Origin of the sequence: Streptomyces chrestomyceticus JCM 4735, assembly GCF_003865135.1 — a bacterium.
GTDB lineage: Bacteria > Actinomycetota > Actinomycetes > Streptomycetales > Streptomycetaceae > Streptomyces > Streptomyces chrestomyceticus.
Genome location: NZ_BHZC01000001.1, coordinates 8,692,729 through 8,709,015, shown reverse-complemented (window position 1 = coordinate 8,709,015; position 16,287 = coordinate 8,692,729). Strand labels below are relative to the sequence as shown.

Sequence of the window (16,287 nt, the reverse complement as noted above, 5' to 3'; positions counted from 1 at the left end):
GCTCCAGTATGTCCTAGCTCGCGAGGACAGTGACTCCCGCGTCCGTCTCGTTGTCGCCGAAGGTGAGCCGGCAGGTGTCGGCGCGGTAGGTGGACAGGGCGACGGCTGCGGTGCGGCCGCCCGCGAAGTAGCGGGTGGTGACGACGAGGACGGGGGCGCCGGGCAGGCGGTCCAGTTCCTTGGCGTCGTCCGCGCGGGCCGAGCCGAGTTCCACGGACCGGTCCTGGCCTTCCAGTTCGAGCTGCTGGAGCTCACGCAGGACGGTACGGGCCCGCGCCGGGGCGTCCACGGCGGCGCCGGCGGCCGTTTCGGCCTCCGGTACGGAGCGGGCGGGTACGTAGAGCTGCTCGGCGGCGACCGGCTGGCCGTGGGTGACGCGGCTGCGGTGCACGACGTGCACCTGCTCGCCGGGCGCCAGTTCCAGATGGCGCGCCACGGCCGCGGGCACGTTCTGCGACTCGACGGCGTCGACGGGCTGCCAGTCGTCACCGGGCGTGCCCGGCCAGGTGTGGCGCGCGGGGTCGACGGCCACGCCCACGCGGGGCGGCGCGACGGTCGTACCCACACCGCGACGGCGCTGCAGCCGGCCTTCCAGCTCCAACTGTTCCAGCGCCTGCCGCAGGGTGGCGCGCGCGACGCCGAACCGCGCCGCCAGCTCGCGCTCGTTGGGCAGGATCTCACCGACCGAGAACTCCGAGTCCAGCGCCTCGCTGAGCACGGTCTTGAGGTGCCAGTACTTCGGCTCCGGCGCCGTTTCGAGCTGCGTGGTCCCCACCCTGTCCTCCGCCATGGCCGTCTTCCCGGCGGAGGTGGTCCCCACCGGAGTGCGGGCCCGTCCCGAGCCCGTACGTGCGCCCGGATATGAGCGCTTCTTTATTAAAGGTTGTTGCAGTATCCCTGTGACGATATGGCCGCCCCCACCCTTGGTCAAGACCAATCGACCGATCCGTTCACGGCCGGTGACCGCGACCGCGGCCGGTCGGCCTGCCGATCATGCTCACGCCGCTGCACATCTGGTCCGTTCACGTTCCGGCCGCCGACGCGCTGCGTGACGAGGACTCCCCGGTCGGGACAGCGGTACGGGACGGGCTGGTGAAAGCCCCGGGGCGGGGGCCGGGCCGAGGCCAGGGCGGCGGAAGGCTCACACCGGCTCGGCGAGTGACCCCAGCTTGTCCGGGTTACGGATGATGTACACGGTCTGGATCCGACCGTCCACCACATCGACCTGGAAGACCGCATCGGCCTTGCCCCCGGAGAGCACCAGCAGCGCGACTCCACCATTCAGCTCCCGGAAGACGAACTCGGCCGACGGGATGCCGGCCCGGGCCACGCCGAGCAGGAAGCGGCCGACCTTGTCGGCGGTCTCGATGATCCGCAGCGGCGCCTTGGCCTTGCCACCGCTGTCGCCGACCAGCCGTACGTCCTCGGCCAGCAGACTCAGCAGCCCTTGCAGGTCGTCACCCGCCGCTGCCGCGAGGAAGCGCTCGGTCAGGTCGCGCTGCCGGGCCGGGTCGACCTCGAAGCGCGGGCGGCGCTCTTCGACGTGGCGCCGGGCGCGGCCCGCCAGTTGGCGCACCGCCGCCTCGCCGCGCTCCAGGATGGCGGCGATCTCGGCGTACGGGTAGCCGAATGCCTCGCGCAGCACGAACACCGCGCGCTCCAGCGGCGACAGCGACTCCAGCACCACCAGGATGGCGAGGGTGACGGACTCGGCGAGAACGGCGCGTTCCGCGGTGTCGGCGGCCGTGTCGCCGAAGTCGGTGGCCAGCGGCTCGGGCAGCCAGGGGCCTACGTACGCCTCGCGGCGCGCTTGGACCTGCCGCAGCCGGTCGATGGCCAGCCGGGTCGTGACACGCACCAGATAGGCACGCGGTTCGCGGACCTGCTGCCGGTCGGCGGACGACCAGCGCAGCCATGCCTCCTGCACCACGTCCTCGGCGTCGGCCGCCCGGCCGAGCATCCGGTAGGCCACGCCCAGCAGTACGGGTCGGTGCTCCTGGAAGACGTCGGTCGCGGAGTCGGTGCGCACGCCTTCATCCCAACGGGCCGGCCGGGCGTTGTCCAGCGGGGACACCCGTGAGGTGGCCGGTTCGGGCGTGGTGTGCGGGCACCGGCCGGAAGAACCGGGACCGGTGCGGCCGCCGTGGCGCCCGTTCCGCCGTACTCTGCAAGCCTCCCGGAGTTCACCGTCCGTTCGGCGGCGGGGCACCGGGTGCCGGTACGAACGGGAACGTCACCAAGATCGGTCGTATTACGGGAGGTTTCACATGGCGCAGGGATCCGGCAGAGCCGTCAACCGGCGGTCGGTGCTGCACGGCGCGGCGCTCGGCACCGCGGCACTGGCCCTTCCCGCCGCCGCGAACGCCGCGGGCGCGGGCGGTTCGGCAGCGGGCGCCGTGCCCCGTACAGCAGTGGCGCAGGCGCGGGCCGGGCGGCCGAGTGCTCCGTGGGGTGTGCAGACCGGGGATGTGACGACCTCCTCCGGGCTGGTGTGGGTGCGGTCCGACCGGCCGGCCCGGATGGTGGTGCAGACGGCGGCGACCGAGTCGTTCCGCAACGCCCGTACCTGGCACGGCCCGGTGCTCGGCCCCGGTACGGACTTCACCGGCACCACCGCGCTGCACGGTCTGCCGTCCGGCGAGCAGATCCACTACCGGGTGCTGCTGGCCGACCCGTACGACTACCGGCGTACGGGCGAGCCGGTCACCGGAACGTTCCGTACCGCCTCGGACCGGCGCCGCGACGGTGTGCGCTTCACCTGGTCGGGCGACCTCGCCGGGCAGGGCTGGGGCATCAACCCGGAGCTGGGCGGCTACCGGATCTACGAGGAGATGCGCCGCCGCGATCCGGACTTCTTCCTGTGCAGCGGCGACAACATTTACGCCGACGGTCCGATCGAGGCCAGTGTGCGACTGCCCGACGGCAGGATCTGGCGCAATGTGACCACCGAGGAGAAGTCGAAGGTCGCCGAGACGCTGGCGGAGTACCGCGGCGCGTTCCGCTACAACCTGCTGGACGCGAACCTGCGCCGCTTCAACGCGCAGGTCCCCACCATCATCCAGTGGGACGACCACGAGGTGCGCAACAACTGGTACCCGGGCCAGATCCTGGACGACGCCCGGTACACGGAGAAGGACGTGGACGTGCTCGCGGCCCGGTCGCTGCGGGCGTTCCGGGAGTACTTCCCCATCCGTACGCTCCGGTCGGACCGGGGCGGCCGGGTCTACCGGGTGATCAATCACGGTCCGTTGCTGGACGTTTTCGTACTCGACATGCGCACGTACCGGAACGCCAACTCCCCCAACCGGCAGACCGACGACCGGCAGGGCATCCTCGGCGCCGAGCAGTTGGCCTGGCTCAAGCGCGCGCTGTCGCGGTCGCGCGCCGTGTGGAAGGTGATCGCCTCCGACCTGCCGCTGGGACTCGTGGTGGCGGACGGCAAGACGGACTTCGAGGCGGTGGCGCAGGGGGACCCGGGCGCGCCGCTGGGCCGGGAGCTGCAGATCGCCGAGCTGCTGCGGCACATCAAGCACCACCGCGTCACCGGTACGGTCTGGCTGACCACCGACGTGCATTACACCTCCGCCCAGCACTACGACCCGTCGCGCGCCGCCTTCAAGGACTTCGCGCCGTTCTGGGAGTTCGTCTCGGGCCCACTGAACGCGGGCGGCTTCCCGGCCGTGCCGCTGGACGGCACGTTCGGCCCCGCCCAGCCCTTCGTCAAGGCGCCGCAGCGGGCGAACGTCTCCCCCGCCGAGAGTCCGCAGTACTTCGGCGAGGTGGACATCGACGGGGACAGCGGCGAGCTGACCGTACGGCTGCGCCAGGACAGCGGGCAGGTTCTGTTCAGCCGGTCGCTGCAGCCGGGGCGGGTGGGGCAGCCGGGACGGTAGGGAGCGGTGTACGGGGTGGGAGAGGCGTACCGGGTGGGAGAAGCGCACCGTGCCGGCCGGGCCGCAAGCGGGCAGGTGGCAAGCACCGCGCCCGACGAGGTGACCGGCGCGCCCCGCCGCCTTTGCCGCGATTGTGTCCTTTACCCATCGGTCACAGAGCGTTCTCGATCAGGCAACACCCGTCGGCGACGCTGGTCTGCATGACTGACGCGACATCTGCCAAGAGCGCCCGCCGCCACCACTGGCGGCGGGACCTGGTCGAGCTGGCGGCCCTGTTCACCGCGGTGTCGGTGGCGGACGCCGTCGCCAACACCATCGTGCACGGCCCGTCGGGGCCGGTGCTGCTGTGCTGCTCGGCCGTCGTCCTGCTCGCCACGGCCGGGTTCCACACCTGGTGGTCACGGCGCCACGACCACGCTCCGCCGCCGACCGATACGGGCGCCGCAGCGCCCACCGCTCCGGCCGTTCCCGAGGGGCAGCGGCAGGAGACGGCGCTGTGGCGGATGCGTACGACCGTACGGGACCAGCCGGGCAGTCTCGCCGCGCTGTGCACGGCCCTGGCCGGGCACCAGGTGGACATCCTCAGCCTGCAGACCCATCCGCTGTCGGAAGGGACGGTGGACGAGTTCCTGCTGCGCGCCCCCGTCCCGCTGCCCGCCACCGAACTGACCCGGACGGTCGCCGCGGCGGGCGGCTCCCACACCTGGCTGGAGCGCGCGGACGCCCACGACCTGGTGGACGCCCCCACCCGGATGCTGGGGCTGGCCACCCGTACGGCGCTGGACTCCGCCGAGCTGCCGCTCGCGCTACGCCAGTTGCTGGGCCGCTGCACCATCCGTTCGGTGCCCGCGGCGGCCCTGAAAGGCCGCCCGCCCGCCGAACAGGTGCCGGACGCGGGCATCCTCGAAGAGCACCGCATGACATTCCGTGACCCGTCCGGGGGAACCGTCACCATCGAACGCCCGCATCTGCCCTTCACGCCCACCGAGTTCGCGCGGGTACGGGCGCTCGTCGAGCTGGACGCCCGGCTCGGCCAGCGGGTGCCGCCGCGCCGCGACGTGCTGACCCTGCCCGAGGGCAACGCCATCACGGTCCGCCGCGCCGACACCTCGGACCTGGCCGCCGCCCGTGAGATGCACGACCGCTGCTCGGCCCGGACGCTGGCACTGCGCTACCAGGGCCCGGTCGCCGACGCCGAGCGCTACCTGAACCATCTGCTCACCCCCCGCTTCGGCCGCACCCTCGCGGTCGAGACGGCGTCCGGCCGGCTGGTGGCCCTCGGCCACCTGCTGTGGGACGGCGAGGAGACGGAGGTCGCGCTGCTGGTGGAGGACGCGTGGCAGCGGCGCGGCATCGGCTCGGAACTGCTGCGCCGGCTGGTCGGCATGGCGGCCGACGCGGGCTGCGCGAGCGTGTACGTGATCACGCAGGCGTCGAACACCGGCATGGTGGCGGCGATGCGGGGCCTGGGGCTGCCGCTGGACTACCAGATCGAGGAAGGGACGCTGGTGATCAGCGCCCGGCCGAAGGGGCTGCCTGCCCGGCGGGAGCCCGTACGGCCGGAGGCGGCGGCCCGCGTCGTGCCGGGGGCCGGGCCGCAGGCGCCGTGACGGCGTGACCGCGCGGCGCCCGGGTGCGCGAAGGAAAGTGGGGCCGGCCGGTACGCGAGCGCTCGTACCAGCCGGCCCCGGCGGTACGGAAACCGGTGCGGATCGGTGCCGTACCTCGGTGGTTCTGGGCCGTTCTGCGGTTCCGGGCCATTCTGTGATCCCGGGCCATTCTGTGATTCCGGGCCGTCCTGTCGGTGCCGTCCCGCTCAGCCCGTCCCGCGGTCCTCAGCGGCTCGTCGAGGACCCGGCGTGCTGCTCAGACCTGCTCCCACAGCGACGGTGTGTTCGCGGGCTCCCAGCCGGACTGCGCCTGGTGGCCCTGGAGGCAGCGGTAGGTGGTGCCGTCGTACGTGACCTCGGTGCCCGCCTCGTAGACGGTGCCGGCGGCCCAGGTGGTCTCGCCCGGCTGGCCGGGGCCGGGGTTCTCGGAGCCGCTGGTGCCGGTCTTCAGGGTCAGGCCGTAACCCTGGAGCAGCGGGTTGATGGGCTGGTAGTAGGTCGTGCCGCCGGAGCGGCAGTTGCCGGACCCGCCGGAGGTGACACCCTGCGCCTGGCTGCCGGAGATGAAGGAGCCGCCGGAGTCGCCCGGCTCGGCGCAGACCGAGGTCTTGGTCACGCCGCTGACGGTGCCCTGCGGGTAGGTGACGCTGGTGTTGTGCTGCTGGACCGTGCCGCAGTGCCAGCCGGTGGTGGAGCCGGAGCGGCAGATCGAGGCGCCGACCGCCGCCTGGGTGGAGCCGGCGACCCGTACGTTCTGGCCGCCCTGTCCCTTGACGTACGGCGTCGAGGTCCAACTGCTGTTGGCGGCGACCCAGGCGGTGTCCCGGCCCGGGAAGGTGGACGCCTGGAAGCTGCCCTGAGCGGCCTGGTTGTAGCCGGTGGTGGAGGTCCCGGCGCGGCCGCAGTGGCCGGCGGTGGCGAAGCCCTGCTGGGTGCCGCGGGTGATCGCGAAGCCGACGGAGCAGCGTCCGCCGCCCATGTAGTACGCGTCGCCGCCGCGGATGTCGTAGAGCGGGCGCGGGCGTTCGGCGGTCGCGCCGACGCTGACGAGGCCGCGGTCCGCTCCGCTGGCCGCGACGAACGACCGGGCGGCGGCCGGGTCGGCGGCGCGCAGTTGCACGGTGTTCGTCCGGACGTCGACGGCCCAGGAGGACGCTTCGGGAGCGGCCCGGCGCGCCGACGCGCGGTCCAGCTTGTCCTTCGCGGCGTCGAGTTGGGCGAGGCTGTGCGGTACGTGGACGGCGCGCGCACCCGCCGCCCGTACGGCCGCCAGGCGTGCGGCGTCGGTGGTGGCCACGGTGAGGGTGGCGGACTCGGTGCCGCTGACCCAGGCGCCGGCGAAGGACGCGCCCAGCGCGTTGTGCAGGCGTCCGGCGACCGCGCCGGCTTCCGCCTCGTTCGCCAGGCGTCGTTCGGCCTGTGCCCGGTCGAGGCCGAGGTCGCGCTTCATCGCCTGGAACACGGCGTCGGACGTGGCGCTGACGGACAGGGTCTCGGCGGCCGAGCGGTGGGGGGCCTGCGGGGACGTCGAGTCCGCCCGTACGGTCTGGGCCGTCGCCGAGCCGGGCAGCGCGGTCAGGACGAGCGCTCCGACGGCGGCGATGACGGCACACGCGCTGGTTCGGGCGTGTCTGTGGCGCATGGGGGAGGTCTCCTCGGTCTCGGGGGGGTGGAGGTGCCGAAAAAGTAGGTGCCGTGTGCCGGCCCGGAGAAGATGTCAGTTGTCCTTCTGCCAGGTGTTATGGATGGCGGGTGGGACTCACGGGTAGTCGATGGGGCTTACAGGTGGTCGGTGGGCCTTACGGGTGGTCGGTGGCTCTCGGCGGCCACGGGCGGCCGGGAGCCGCCGACCGCCCCTCCGCGCTCCACGGTGGCCCGGGATCGGCCGCGTCCCGGTGATCGGCCGGGTCGCCGTGGTCGGCGAGCCACTGCGTGTAGCTGTCGCTGCGCGCGGCGGCGTCGGCGTGCGCGGCGCGTGCCTGGGCGACGACCTCGGCGGCCGAGTCGGCGGCGGGAGTGCCCGGGTGCCAGCCGACGAGATGGCGCCAGGTCAGGGGCGTGCCGGCCAGCGGTCTGGTCACCATGCCGGGAGTGGGGGGCAGCGTCGCGCGGCACAGGCCGGCGGCCCGGCCGACCTGGACGAGGTGGATGCAGGACGCGGTGTCGGTCTCGTAGACGCGGGTGGGGGTGAAGCCGGCGCGGGCGCAGGCGAGCGTGAAGCAGTCCGCGAAGCAGCCGTCACCCGGTACGTCCGCCCAGGCTTCCGCCGCCAGTTCCGCCAAACCGATCTCCCGCTTGCCGGCCAGCGGGTGGCGCTCGGCGAGCATGACGAAGACCGGGTCCACCGCGACCTCCCGCCAGGTGAGCCGTTCGGGCTCGGGGGCCGGGCTCTCCCCGCACGCCCCGATCAGGGCGAAGTCCAGCCGTCCGGCGGTGACGGACGCGGCGATCTCACGCTCGGACCAGGTGGTGAACGTGGTCACCGGCACGCCCGGGCGGACGGTGGCAAGCCGGTCCACCAGCCCGCCGAGCAGCGGTCCGTGGGTGCCGCCGAGCCGGAGGCCCGTCACGGCGCGGCCGGCGCTGGTGAACCGTACGGCCTCCTGCTGGAGTTCGCTGATCGCGGGCAGCACCACGCGGGCGCGTTCGAGCACGAACTCCCCCAGGGCGGTGGGCCGCACGCCGAAGCGGCCGCGCTCGAAGAGCCGGCCGCCCAGGGTGCGCTCGATGCGTTTGAGCTGGGCGCTCAGGGCGGGCTGGGCGAGACCGAGCCGGGCGGCGGCCTTGGTCAGGCTGCCCGCGTCGGCAATAGTCCGGATCGTCTTCAAATGCCGCAATTCCAGGTCCATTCTGTGAGCTTGGTGGTCCGCTCCGGGCGGGAGCAAGAGTCCGGTACGGACCAATGACGGCCGTGTCACCAGGCGCGGCGGCCGGTGCCGCGGCCCTCCGCTCCCGTTCGCCCTGCGCGGACGCGGCGCCCCGGCGGGAACGTACGGCGCGCTGATGATGACGTACCGGGGGCATCCGTACGAGGATGGGGCGCATGTCCCACACCACTGCTTCCGACAACGCGCCCCTCCCCCGCCAGGTCGCCGACGCCTACGTCGACGCCCTGGTCGACCTGGACCCCATCACCGGTACCTTCCTCGGCGTCCCGGAGAGTTCGAGCCGGCTGCCCGACTTCTCACCCGCCGGCCAGGAAGCCGTGGCCCAACTGGCCCGTACGACGCTGGACCGGCTCGCCGAGGCCGAGCGGCGGCCGGGCGGGGACAGCGAGATCGAACGACGTTGCGCCCGGCTGCTGCGGGAGCGGCTGACCGCGGAACTCGCGGTGCACGAGTCGGGCGAAGGGCTGCGCACGGTGAGCAACCTGCACACGCCGCTGCACTCGGCACGCGAGGTCCTGATGATCACGCCGGTCGAGACGGACGACGACTGGGCGGCGCTCGCCCAGCGGCTGCGGGCGATGCCCGCCGCGCTGGCGGGCTACCGCGCCTCGCTGGAGGCCGGCCTGCAGCGGAACCTGCTCGGCGGGCCGCGGCAAGTCGAGACCGTCATCGGCCAGTTGGACACATGGATCGGTACGGACCGCAGTTGGTTCGCCGACCTGACCGAGCCGGGCCCCGCGGCGCTGCGCGCCGAGCTGGACGCGGCGGCGGCGCTGGCGACCGGCGCGCTGGTGGAGCTGCGCGACTGGTTCCGCGACCGGTACGCCCCGGCGGTCGAGGGTGCGCCGGACGTGGTGGGCCGCGAGCGCTACGCCCTCCTCGCCCGCTTCTTCAACGGCGCCGACCTGGACCTGGACGAGGCCTACACGTACGGCTGGTCGGAGTTCCACCGGCTGCACGCCGAGATGGTCAAGGAGGCCGAGAAGGTCCTGCCCGGCGCGAAGACCCCGTGGGATGCGCTGGCCTGGCTGGACGAGAACGGTGAGGCCGTGGTGGGCGTCGAGGAGACCCGCCAGTGGCTCCAGGCGCTGATGGACCAGGCCATCGAGGCGCTGGACGGCACCCACTTCGACCTGGCGGAACGGGTCAAGCACGTCGAGTCGCGGATCGCGCCGCCCGGCGGCGCCGCGGCCCCGTACTACACCGGCCCGTCACTGGACTTCTCCCGCCCCGGCCGCACCTGGCTGCCGACGATGGGCAAGACCCGCTTCCCGGCGTACGACCTGGTCTCGACCTGGTACCACGAGGGCGTGCCGGGCCACCACCTCCAGTTGGCGCAGTGGGCGCACGTCGCCGAGGACCTCTCGCGCTACCAGACGACGGTGGGCATGGTCAGCGCCAACGCCGAGGGCTGGGCACTGTACGCCGAGCGGCTGATGGACGAACTGGGCTTCCTGACCAGCGCCGAACGCCGGCTCGGCTACCTGGACGCGCAGATGATGCGGGCGGTCCGCGTCATCATCGACATCGGTATGCACCTGGAACTGACCATTCCGGCGGACTCGCCGTTCCACCCGGGTGAGCGCTGGACGCCGGAGCTGGCCCACCAGTTCCTCGCCCGGCACTGCAGCCGCCCCGCGGACTTCGTCGAGAGCGAGATCATCCGCTACCAGGGCATGCCGGGCCAGGCCATCGGCTACAAGCTGGGCGAGCGGACGTGGCTCGCCGGGCGCGAGGCGGCGCGGCAGCGGCACGGCGCGGACTTCGACCTCAAGGCGTGGCACATGGCGGCGCTGTCGCAGGGGTCGCTGGGTCTGGACGATCTGCTGGCCGAGCTGTCACGGATCTGAGGGGCCGCGTTCGCGGGGGCCGCGGGTTTCCGCTGCCCCCGCGCGCATCCGTACCGCATTCCGGTCGTCCGGCTCAGGTGCCGGCGGTACGGACTTTGTCGGCGGTATGGATCTCGTACCGCCAGAAAGCGCGGTGCCGCCAGAATTCCACGGCCGACAGGGTGTTCACGGAATGCCGGCGCAGCCGCGCGGCCCGGAATCCCGCACCGGGCAGCGTTCCGATCACGGCGAAGCACCGGAGCATCGGCCACATACCGCGGGAGATGTCCTCCACGCCGCGCACCGAGAATCCGGCTTCGGCGGTCAGGCGTTCCAGCGTGCCGTAGGTGAAACGCTGGAACGACGGCATCGCGGCCCAGTCGTTCAGCTCCCGGAACATGTCGGCCGCCGGTGCCGGCATCCGGGCGGCGGCCTCCCGGGCGTACTCGAACATGACGAGCCGACCACCGGGTTTGAGCACCCGGTGGAACTGCTCCAGCACCGCCTCGGCGTCCGCCGCGTGCACCAGTGTCTCCATGGTGTAGACGGCGTCGAAGCTCTCGTCGGGGAAGTCCAGGGTCGCGTAGTCGCTCTGCGAGAAGGTGAGCAGATGGTCGAGGTTGCGGCGGCGTGCCCGGCGCCGGGCCTGGCCGACATGGGCGTCGAGCAGGTCCACCCCGTGAATGCGCAGTCCGAAACGGCCCGCCAGCCGGCCAGCCACGTCGCCCACGCCGCATCCGGCGTCCAGCACGCGCGCGCCCGCCGGCTGTGCGAGCGTCTCCCCCATTCTGTCTTCCATTCGGCGCAGCGCTTTCGACCAGGCCCACGGGGAATCCGTCGAGCGGTAGAAGCCGAAATGCTTGGTGCCGTTCAGAAAGAGCCGGTATCCCAGCCGAGAACCCGGCTGACGGTAATATCGGATGACTTCGCGTACGTTGCTCGCATTGCTCACCTTCAGCACCATGCCAGCCCGTTCGCGGCCGGTACATCGCTTGCGTACCAGAACCCCCTTCTGGGGTAGCGAAGACGGAGCCCGGAAGTGACGATCACCGGCAAAAGCCTTGATCCACAGGGGATTCCACTGCTAGACACCTCCCATGACCGGCTATTCCCCTGACGCCACCGACTGGCGCATCCTCGACGTCCTGCAGCGCAACGGCCGCGCGGGGTACGCCGAACTGGCCCGCGCCGTGAACATGTCCGCGAGCGCGGTGACCGAGCGGGTACGGCGGCTGGAGGAGGCCGGGGTGATATCCGGGTACGCCGCGGTGGTCGACCCGGCGCGCGTCGGGCTGTCGGTCCTGGCCTTCGTCCGGCTGCGCTATCCGAACGGCAGCGACGCCGCCTTCCACGGCCTGCTGGAGAGCACGCCCGAGATTCTGGAGGCGCACCACGTCACGGGCGACGACTGCTTCGTCCTGAAGGTCGCCGCCCGCTCGATGAAGCACCTGGAGGAGGTGTCGGGCCGGATCGGGGGGCTGGGCGCGGTGACGACCAGCGTCGTGTACTCCTCGCCGCTCCCCCGGCGTCCGATCAGCGCCTGAGGCGCTCGCCCACGTCCGGTCGCCCCACGTCTGGCCGCCCCACCGTCCGGCCGTCCCGCTGTTCCGGTCAGCCCGGCACCCGGTGGCGTATGGACGACCCCGCGCGGTCCTTGACGACCTCCAACTGGGCCGGGATGCGCTGCCGGAGGTCGGCGACGTGGCTGACGATGCCGACGCTGCGGTCCCGTTCGCGCAGTGAGTCCAGGACGTCCAGCACCTCGTCCAGGGTCTGTTCGTCCAGGCTGCCGAAGCCCTCGTCGATGAAGAGGGTGTCCAGGCGGGTGCCGCCCGCCTCGTCGGTGACGACGTCGGCGAGGCCGAGTGCCAGGGCCAGTGACGCGAAGAACGTCTCGCCGCCGGAGAGGCTGGCGGTGTCGCGTTCGTGGCCGGTCCAGGCGTCGATGACGTGCAGTCCCAGGCCGGAGCGGCGCGCGCCGCCGGCCCGTTCGTCGGAGTGCACGAGTGTGTAGCGGCCGGAGGACATGCGGTGCAGGCGCGCGCTGGCGGCGGCCGCGACCTGTTCGAGGCGGGCGGCCAGGACGTAGGACTCCAGGCGCATCCGCCGTTCGTTCTCCGCCGACGTACCGGCGGCAAGGGCGGCGAGGCGGGCAATGCGCTCGTACTCGGTACGCAGGGGGGCCAACTGCCGGGCATCGGAGTGGGCCCGCGCGCTGAGACGGTCGAGTTCGGTGCAGCGTTCCTCGGCGGCGGCACAAGCCGTACTGGCAGTACGCAGTCTGCGGCCGGCGTGCTCCAGTTCGGCCTGCGCGCGGCCCGGGTCCGCCGGCGGAAGGCTTGCTGCGGCGACCGCCTCGGGGTCGGCCAGCTCGGCTTCCACCGCGGCCGTCTCGGCTTGGTGGCGGTCGAGGCGCTGCTGCAGGGCGTTCCAGTCGGCGTCGCTCAGCAGCGCGGCGGACGCGTCCTGCGGGGTGTCGAATCCGGCGCGGTAGGCGGCGTCGGAGAGCTGGGCGTCGGTCTCCTTAAGGCGCTGGGCGCACGCCTCGGCCGTACGGGCTGCGCCTGCGGCCTCGGCCAGCAACGCGACCTGCCGCTCCAGGCGGCGGGCACGCTCGGCGACGCTCGCGAAGCCGCCGCGCGCCTCCTCCAGCGCGCTGTCGAGCGAGGCAAGTTCACGGTCCAGGGCTTCACGGTGGGAGGTACGTGCGGCAGCGCGGCGCTCGGCCTCCTGCTGCTCGGTGCGGCGGCGCTCGTACTCGCGGTCGGCGCGCGCGGACGCTTCGCGGGCGGCATGCAGGTCGGCTCCCGCGGCCCGCTCGCGCGCGTACGTCTCGCGCAACTCTTCTTCGGCGCGCGAGAGTTCGGCGACGGGAGTGTCCCCGGCGGTCGCCGCAGCGGCGGCCCGTTCCTCCTTCAGGGACTGCTGGGCGCGCTCGGCGTCCTGACGCGCGGACTCGGCCTGCCGGTAGGCGTCCAGCGCCGCTTCCTCGGCCGTACGGTCCACGTGTCCGGCTCCGGTACGGGCCGGGGCGGGGTGCTCGGTGGCGCCGCACACGGCGCAGGCGGTGCCGTCCTCCAGTCCGGCGGCGAGTTCGGCCGCGATGCCGCGCAGGCGGCGGTCCTTGAGGTCGAGCCAGTGTTCGTGGGCCGCCGCCGCACGCTCCCGGGCGCGCAGCACGTCTTCGTCGGCGGCCCGCAGGCTCTCCGTGAGGTGGTCGCGCCGCCGCGCGGCCGCCAGCCGCTGCCGGGCCGGGTCGAGCTGCGCGTGCAGTTGTTCGGCACGCGCCGCGGCTTCCTGGGCGGCCTCGATGCGCCGCTGGTTCTCCTGGTGCGCCGACTCCCGGTTCGCGAGCCACGCGGCGGCGTCCACCAGCGTCTGCTCGTCGGCCCGCGCCTCCCGCTCGATCCCGGCGCGTTCCGCGGCGATCTCGGCGGCGCGGTTCTCGGCCCGGCGGGCCGCCGTCAGCGAACCGAGGTCCTGCCGTAGTTCGCGTTCGAGAGCGGCGAGCCGTTCGGCGTCCGCGCCGGCCAGATCGGGCGGCAGCTTGGCGCGTCCGCGCCGCTCCTCGGCCTGTGCCGTCCCGTGCTCGCGCCAGGCCGCGTCGCGCAGCGCCAGGGCAGGGGCGACCTCGGCGGCCGCGCGGGCCCGCGCCAGCCGGTCCCGGGCCCGGTCCCGCTCACCGGACTGCGCCGCCAGCTCCGCCGCGCGCCGCTGCGCCTCGGCGTACCGGCGCTGGAGGCGGTCCCGCTCACGCTCCTCGTCCGCCCGCGCGCGGGCGGCGGCCTCCGCCGCCTCGGCAGAGCGTACGGCGAGCCGGGCGATGTCGTACCGCTCGCGCGCGTTGGCCCTGGCGACGGCCGCCCGTACCAGTACGGCTTCGGCGAAGCCCGGCTCGCCGGGGCTCGGCGCCTCGGCGGCCTGAGCGGTGGCGGTCTTAGCGGAGTCCGGCCCGTGCTCCGACCCGTACTGCCCCGGCCCGTACTGCCCTGGTACGAGCGCGGTGGCGGTCGCCGTACCTCGGGAAGACGCGGCCGTACCGGCAGCGCGCGCCGCCCGGCCCGTACCCCTGCCCGTGCTGCCCCGGCGGCCCGGGGCCGGGGCCGCTTCCGGGGCGCGCCCCGGCGCGGGGACCGAGGGGTCGACGAGATCGGCCGACTCGCCCGCCGCCTGGTCCATCCGGTGGGCGAGCCCCAGCAGCCGGTCGTCCCCGGCGGACACCTGGTCGGCCGCGGCCTTGCGACGGGTGGCCAGTTGCTCTTCGAGGGCGGCGAACCGACGGGTGTCGAAGAGCCGTCCCAGCAACCGGGCGCGGGCCTCGGCGTCCGCGCGCAGGAAACGCGCGAAGTCCCCCTGGGGCAGCAGGGCGACCTGGCAGAACTGCTCCTTGTTCATGCCGAGCAACTGGCCGATCTCCTCGCCGATCTCCTGGTGGGAGCGGCTGAGCGCCTTCCAGTGCCCGCCCTGGGCGGGGCCTGTGCCTGTTCCGCCGTCGCCGGTCACGTACTCGCGCAGCCGGCTCTGCGCCTTCTCGCGGGTCGTGCCGGTCCCGCGCTTCTTCGGGCGGGGCTGCTCCGGCAGCCGGGTGATCTCCAGCCGCCGTCCGCCGACGGTCAGTTCGAGGACCACCTCGGTCGGCGTCGACGGGTCGGCGAGGTCGCTGCGCAGCGCCTGGCCGCTCTGCCGCGTCCCCGGCACGGTCCCGTACAGGGCGAAGCAGACAGCGTCCAGGATGGAGGTCTTGCCCGCGCCGGTCGGCCCGTGGAGCAGGAAGAGACCGGCCCGCGCGAGCCGGTCGAAGTCGATGGTCTGGGTCCGTCCGAACGGCCCGAAGGCCGTGACCGACAGCCGGTGCAGCCTCATCCCGCCGCCTCCCGCAGCACGTCGTCGGCGCGTACCTCGTCGAGCGCCGAGCGCAGTACGTCCCGCTCCTCGTCGTCCACGCCGCGCCCCGGCCGTACGTGGGCGACGAAGTCCTCGGCGATCTCCTGGTCGCTGCGGCCGCGCAGCCGCTGCGCGTACGAGGCGAGGGCGCGGGCGGCTCCCTCCTCCGGTTCGAAGGCGAGGCTGAGGATGTGCGGGAAGCGGGCGGCGAGCCGGGCCATGGGTTCGTGCGGGCGGGCGGAGTCGGTCAGCGTCGCCTCCACCCACGCCTCCTCGTGGACGTCGTGCGCCGGGTCGGCCAGCAGCTCCTCCAGCTTGCCGCGGAGGCGGGCCAGCGGGCGGGGCACCGGGCAGTCCAGGCGCTCGGCGGTCACCGTGCCCGCGGCGTCCAGGTCGACCAGCCACATGGACTTGCGGTGCCGTTCCTCGGAGAAGGAGTAGGCGAGCGGGGAGCCGGAGTAACGGACCCGGTCGGTGATCGTCTGGCAGCCGTGCAGGTGCCCGAGGGCCGCGTAGTCGACGCCCTCGAAGACGGCGGCGGGCACCGACTCCACGCCACCGACCGTGATGTCCCGCTCACTGTCACTGGGCGCGCCACCGGTGACGAAGGCGTGCGCGAGCACCACCGACCGGGTGCCCGCGGGCCGGGCCGCCAGGTCGTCGCGCACCCGGTCCATGGCGGCGCCCAGTACGTGCGCGTGGTCGGCCCGCTCGGCGCCGAACTCGTCCTTGACCAGGGCCGGTTCCAGGTACGGCAGTCCGTACAGGGCGACCTCGCCGTACGCGTCGCGCAGCACGACCGGGGTGGCGCAGGCCGCCGGGTCGGTCCGCAGGTGGATGCCGGCCTGCCCCATCAGCCCGGAGCCGACCCCGAGGCGGCGGGCGGAGTCGTGGTTACCGGAGATCATGACGGTGGGCACGCCCAGCCCGGCGAGCCGGTGCAGGGCGTCGTCGAAGAGCTCTACGGCGGCCAGCGGCGGTACGGCGCGGTCGTAGACGTCGCCCGCGACGAGGACCGCGTCGACCCGCTGTGTACGGACCGTCTCGACGAGATGATCGAGAAAGGCGCGCTGCGCGGTGAGCAGGTTCACCCGGTGGAACGAGCGCCCGAGGTGCCAGTCGGAGGTGTGCAGAAATCTCACAGCGACACTCCGGCCTGCATCTTCGTCCTTCCCCGGGCACC

General features: G+C 73.4%; 11 protein-coding genes. 4 read left to right on the top strand and 7 right to left on the bottom strand.

Features of this window, described 5'->3' with window-relative positions:
* Positions 1-13: 13 nt before the first annotated feature.
* On the bottom strand, positions 14-775 hold the full coding sequence (locus EJG53_RS37625) for a GntR family transcriptional regulator (protein WP_125048629.1): 762 nt from the start codon (positions 773-775) through the stop codon (positions 14-16).
* A 366-nt stretch (positions 776-1,141) separates the two neighbouring features.
* Complete coding sequence (locus tag EJG53_RS37620; protein ID WP_125048628.1) at positions 1,142-2,029, bottom strand: RNA polymerase sigma-70 factor; 888 nt, start codon at positions 2,027-2,029, stop codon at positions 1,142-1,144.
* Between the two features lie 238 nt (positions 2,030-2,267).
* Here EJG53_RS37620 and EJG53_RS37615 point away from each other — a divergent pair, with 238 nt between their 5' ends.
* A complete protein-coding gene (locus tag EJG53_RS37615; RefSeq protein WP_125048627.1) occupies positions 2,268-3,893 on the top strand; it encodes an alkaline phosphatase D family protein in 1,626 nt (541 codons plus the stop codon).
* Between the two features lie 200 nt (positions 3,894-4,093).
* Positions 4,094-5,503, top strand: coding sequence for a GNAT family N-acetyltransferase (locus EJG53_RS37610; RefSeq protein ID WP_125048626.1), 1,410 nt, complete (start codon positions 4,094-4,096; stop codon positions 5,501-5,503).
* Between the two features lie 256 nt (positions 5,504-5,759).
* Here EJG53_RS37610 and EJG53_RS37605 read toward each other — a convergent pair whose 3' ends face one another.
* Both EJG53_RS37605 and EJG53_RS37600 read right to left on the bottom strand, forming a co-directional pair.
* The gene (locus tag EJG53_RS37605; RefSeq protein ID WP_125048625.1) at positions 5,760-7,145 is read right to left on the bottom strand and encodes a carbohydrate-binding protein; all 1,386 of its coding nucleotides are present in this window, start codon (positions 7,143-7,145) and stop codon (positions 5,760-5,762) included.
* A gap of 157 nt (positions 7,146-7,302) precedes the next feature.
* Positions 7,303-8,352: a LysR family transcriptional regulator gene (locus EJG53_RS37600; protein ID WP_244955504.1), complete on the bottom strand. Its 1,050-nt coding sequence runs from the start codon at positions 8,350-8,352 to the stop codon at positions 7,303-7,305.
* A 194-nt stretch (positions 8,353-8,546) separates the two neighbouring features.
* Between EJG53_RS37600 and EJG53_RS37595 the strand changes: the two genes are divergently transcribed.
* Positions 8,547-10,241: a DUF885 domain-containing protein gene (locus EJG53_RS37595; protein ID WP_125048624.1), complete on the top strand. Its 1,695-nt coding sequence runs from the start codon at positions 8,547-8,549 to the stop codon at positions 10,239-10,241.
* Positions 10,242-10,314: 73 nt separating this feature from the next.
* Here the strand turns inward: EJG53_RS37595 and EJG53_RS37590 are convergent, their stop codons facing one another.
* Complete coding sequence (locus EJG53_RS37590; protein ID WP_125048623.1) at positions 10,315-11,184, bottom strand: class I SAM-dependent methyltransferase; 870 nt, start codon at positions 11,182-11,184, stop codon at positions 10,315-10,317.
* A gap of 133 nt (positions 11,185-11,317) precedes the next feature.
* On the opposite strand from EJG53_RS37590, the gene EJG53_RS37585 reads away from it, so the two are divergent.
* Positions 11,318-11,764: an Lrp/AsnC family transcriptional regulator gene (locus EJG53_RS37585; RefSeq protein ID WP_125048622.1), complete on the top strand. Its 447-nt coding sequence runs from the start codon at positions 11,318-11,320 to the stop codon at positions 11,762-11,764.
* Between the two features lie 67 nt (positions 11,765-11,831).
* Here EJG53_RS37585 and EJG53_RS37580 read toward each other — a convergent pair whose 3' ends face one another.
* Positions 11,832-15,083 carry an AAA family ATPase gene (locus tag EJG53_RS37580; RefSeq protein WP_125048621.1) on the bottom strand — a complete coding sequence of 1,084 codons (3,252 nt, stop codon included), beginning with the start codon at positions 15,081-15,083 and terminating at the stop codon, positions 11,832-11,834.
* Positions 15,080-16,246, bottom strand: coding sequence for an exonuclease SbcCD subunit D (locus EJG53_RS37575; RefSeq protein ID WP_125048620.1), 1,167 nt, complete (start codon positions 16,244-16,246; stop codon positions 15,080-15,082). The genes EJG53_RS37580 and EJG53_RS37575 overlap by 4 nt, the downstream gene beginning before the upstream one ends.
* Positions 16,247-16,287 lie beyond the last annotated feature (41 nt).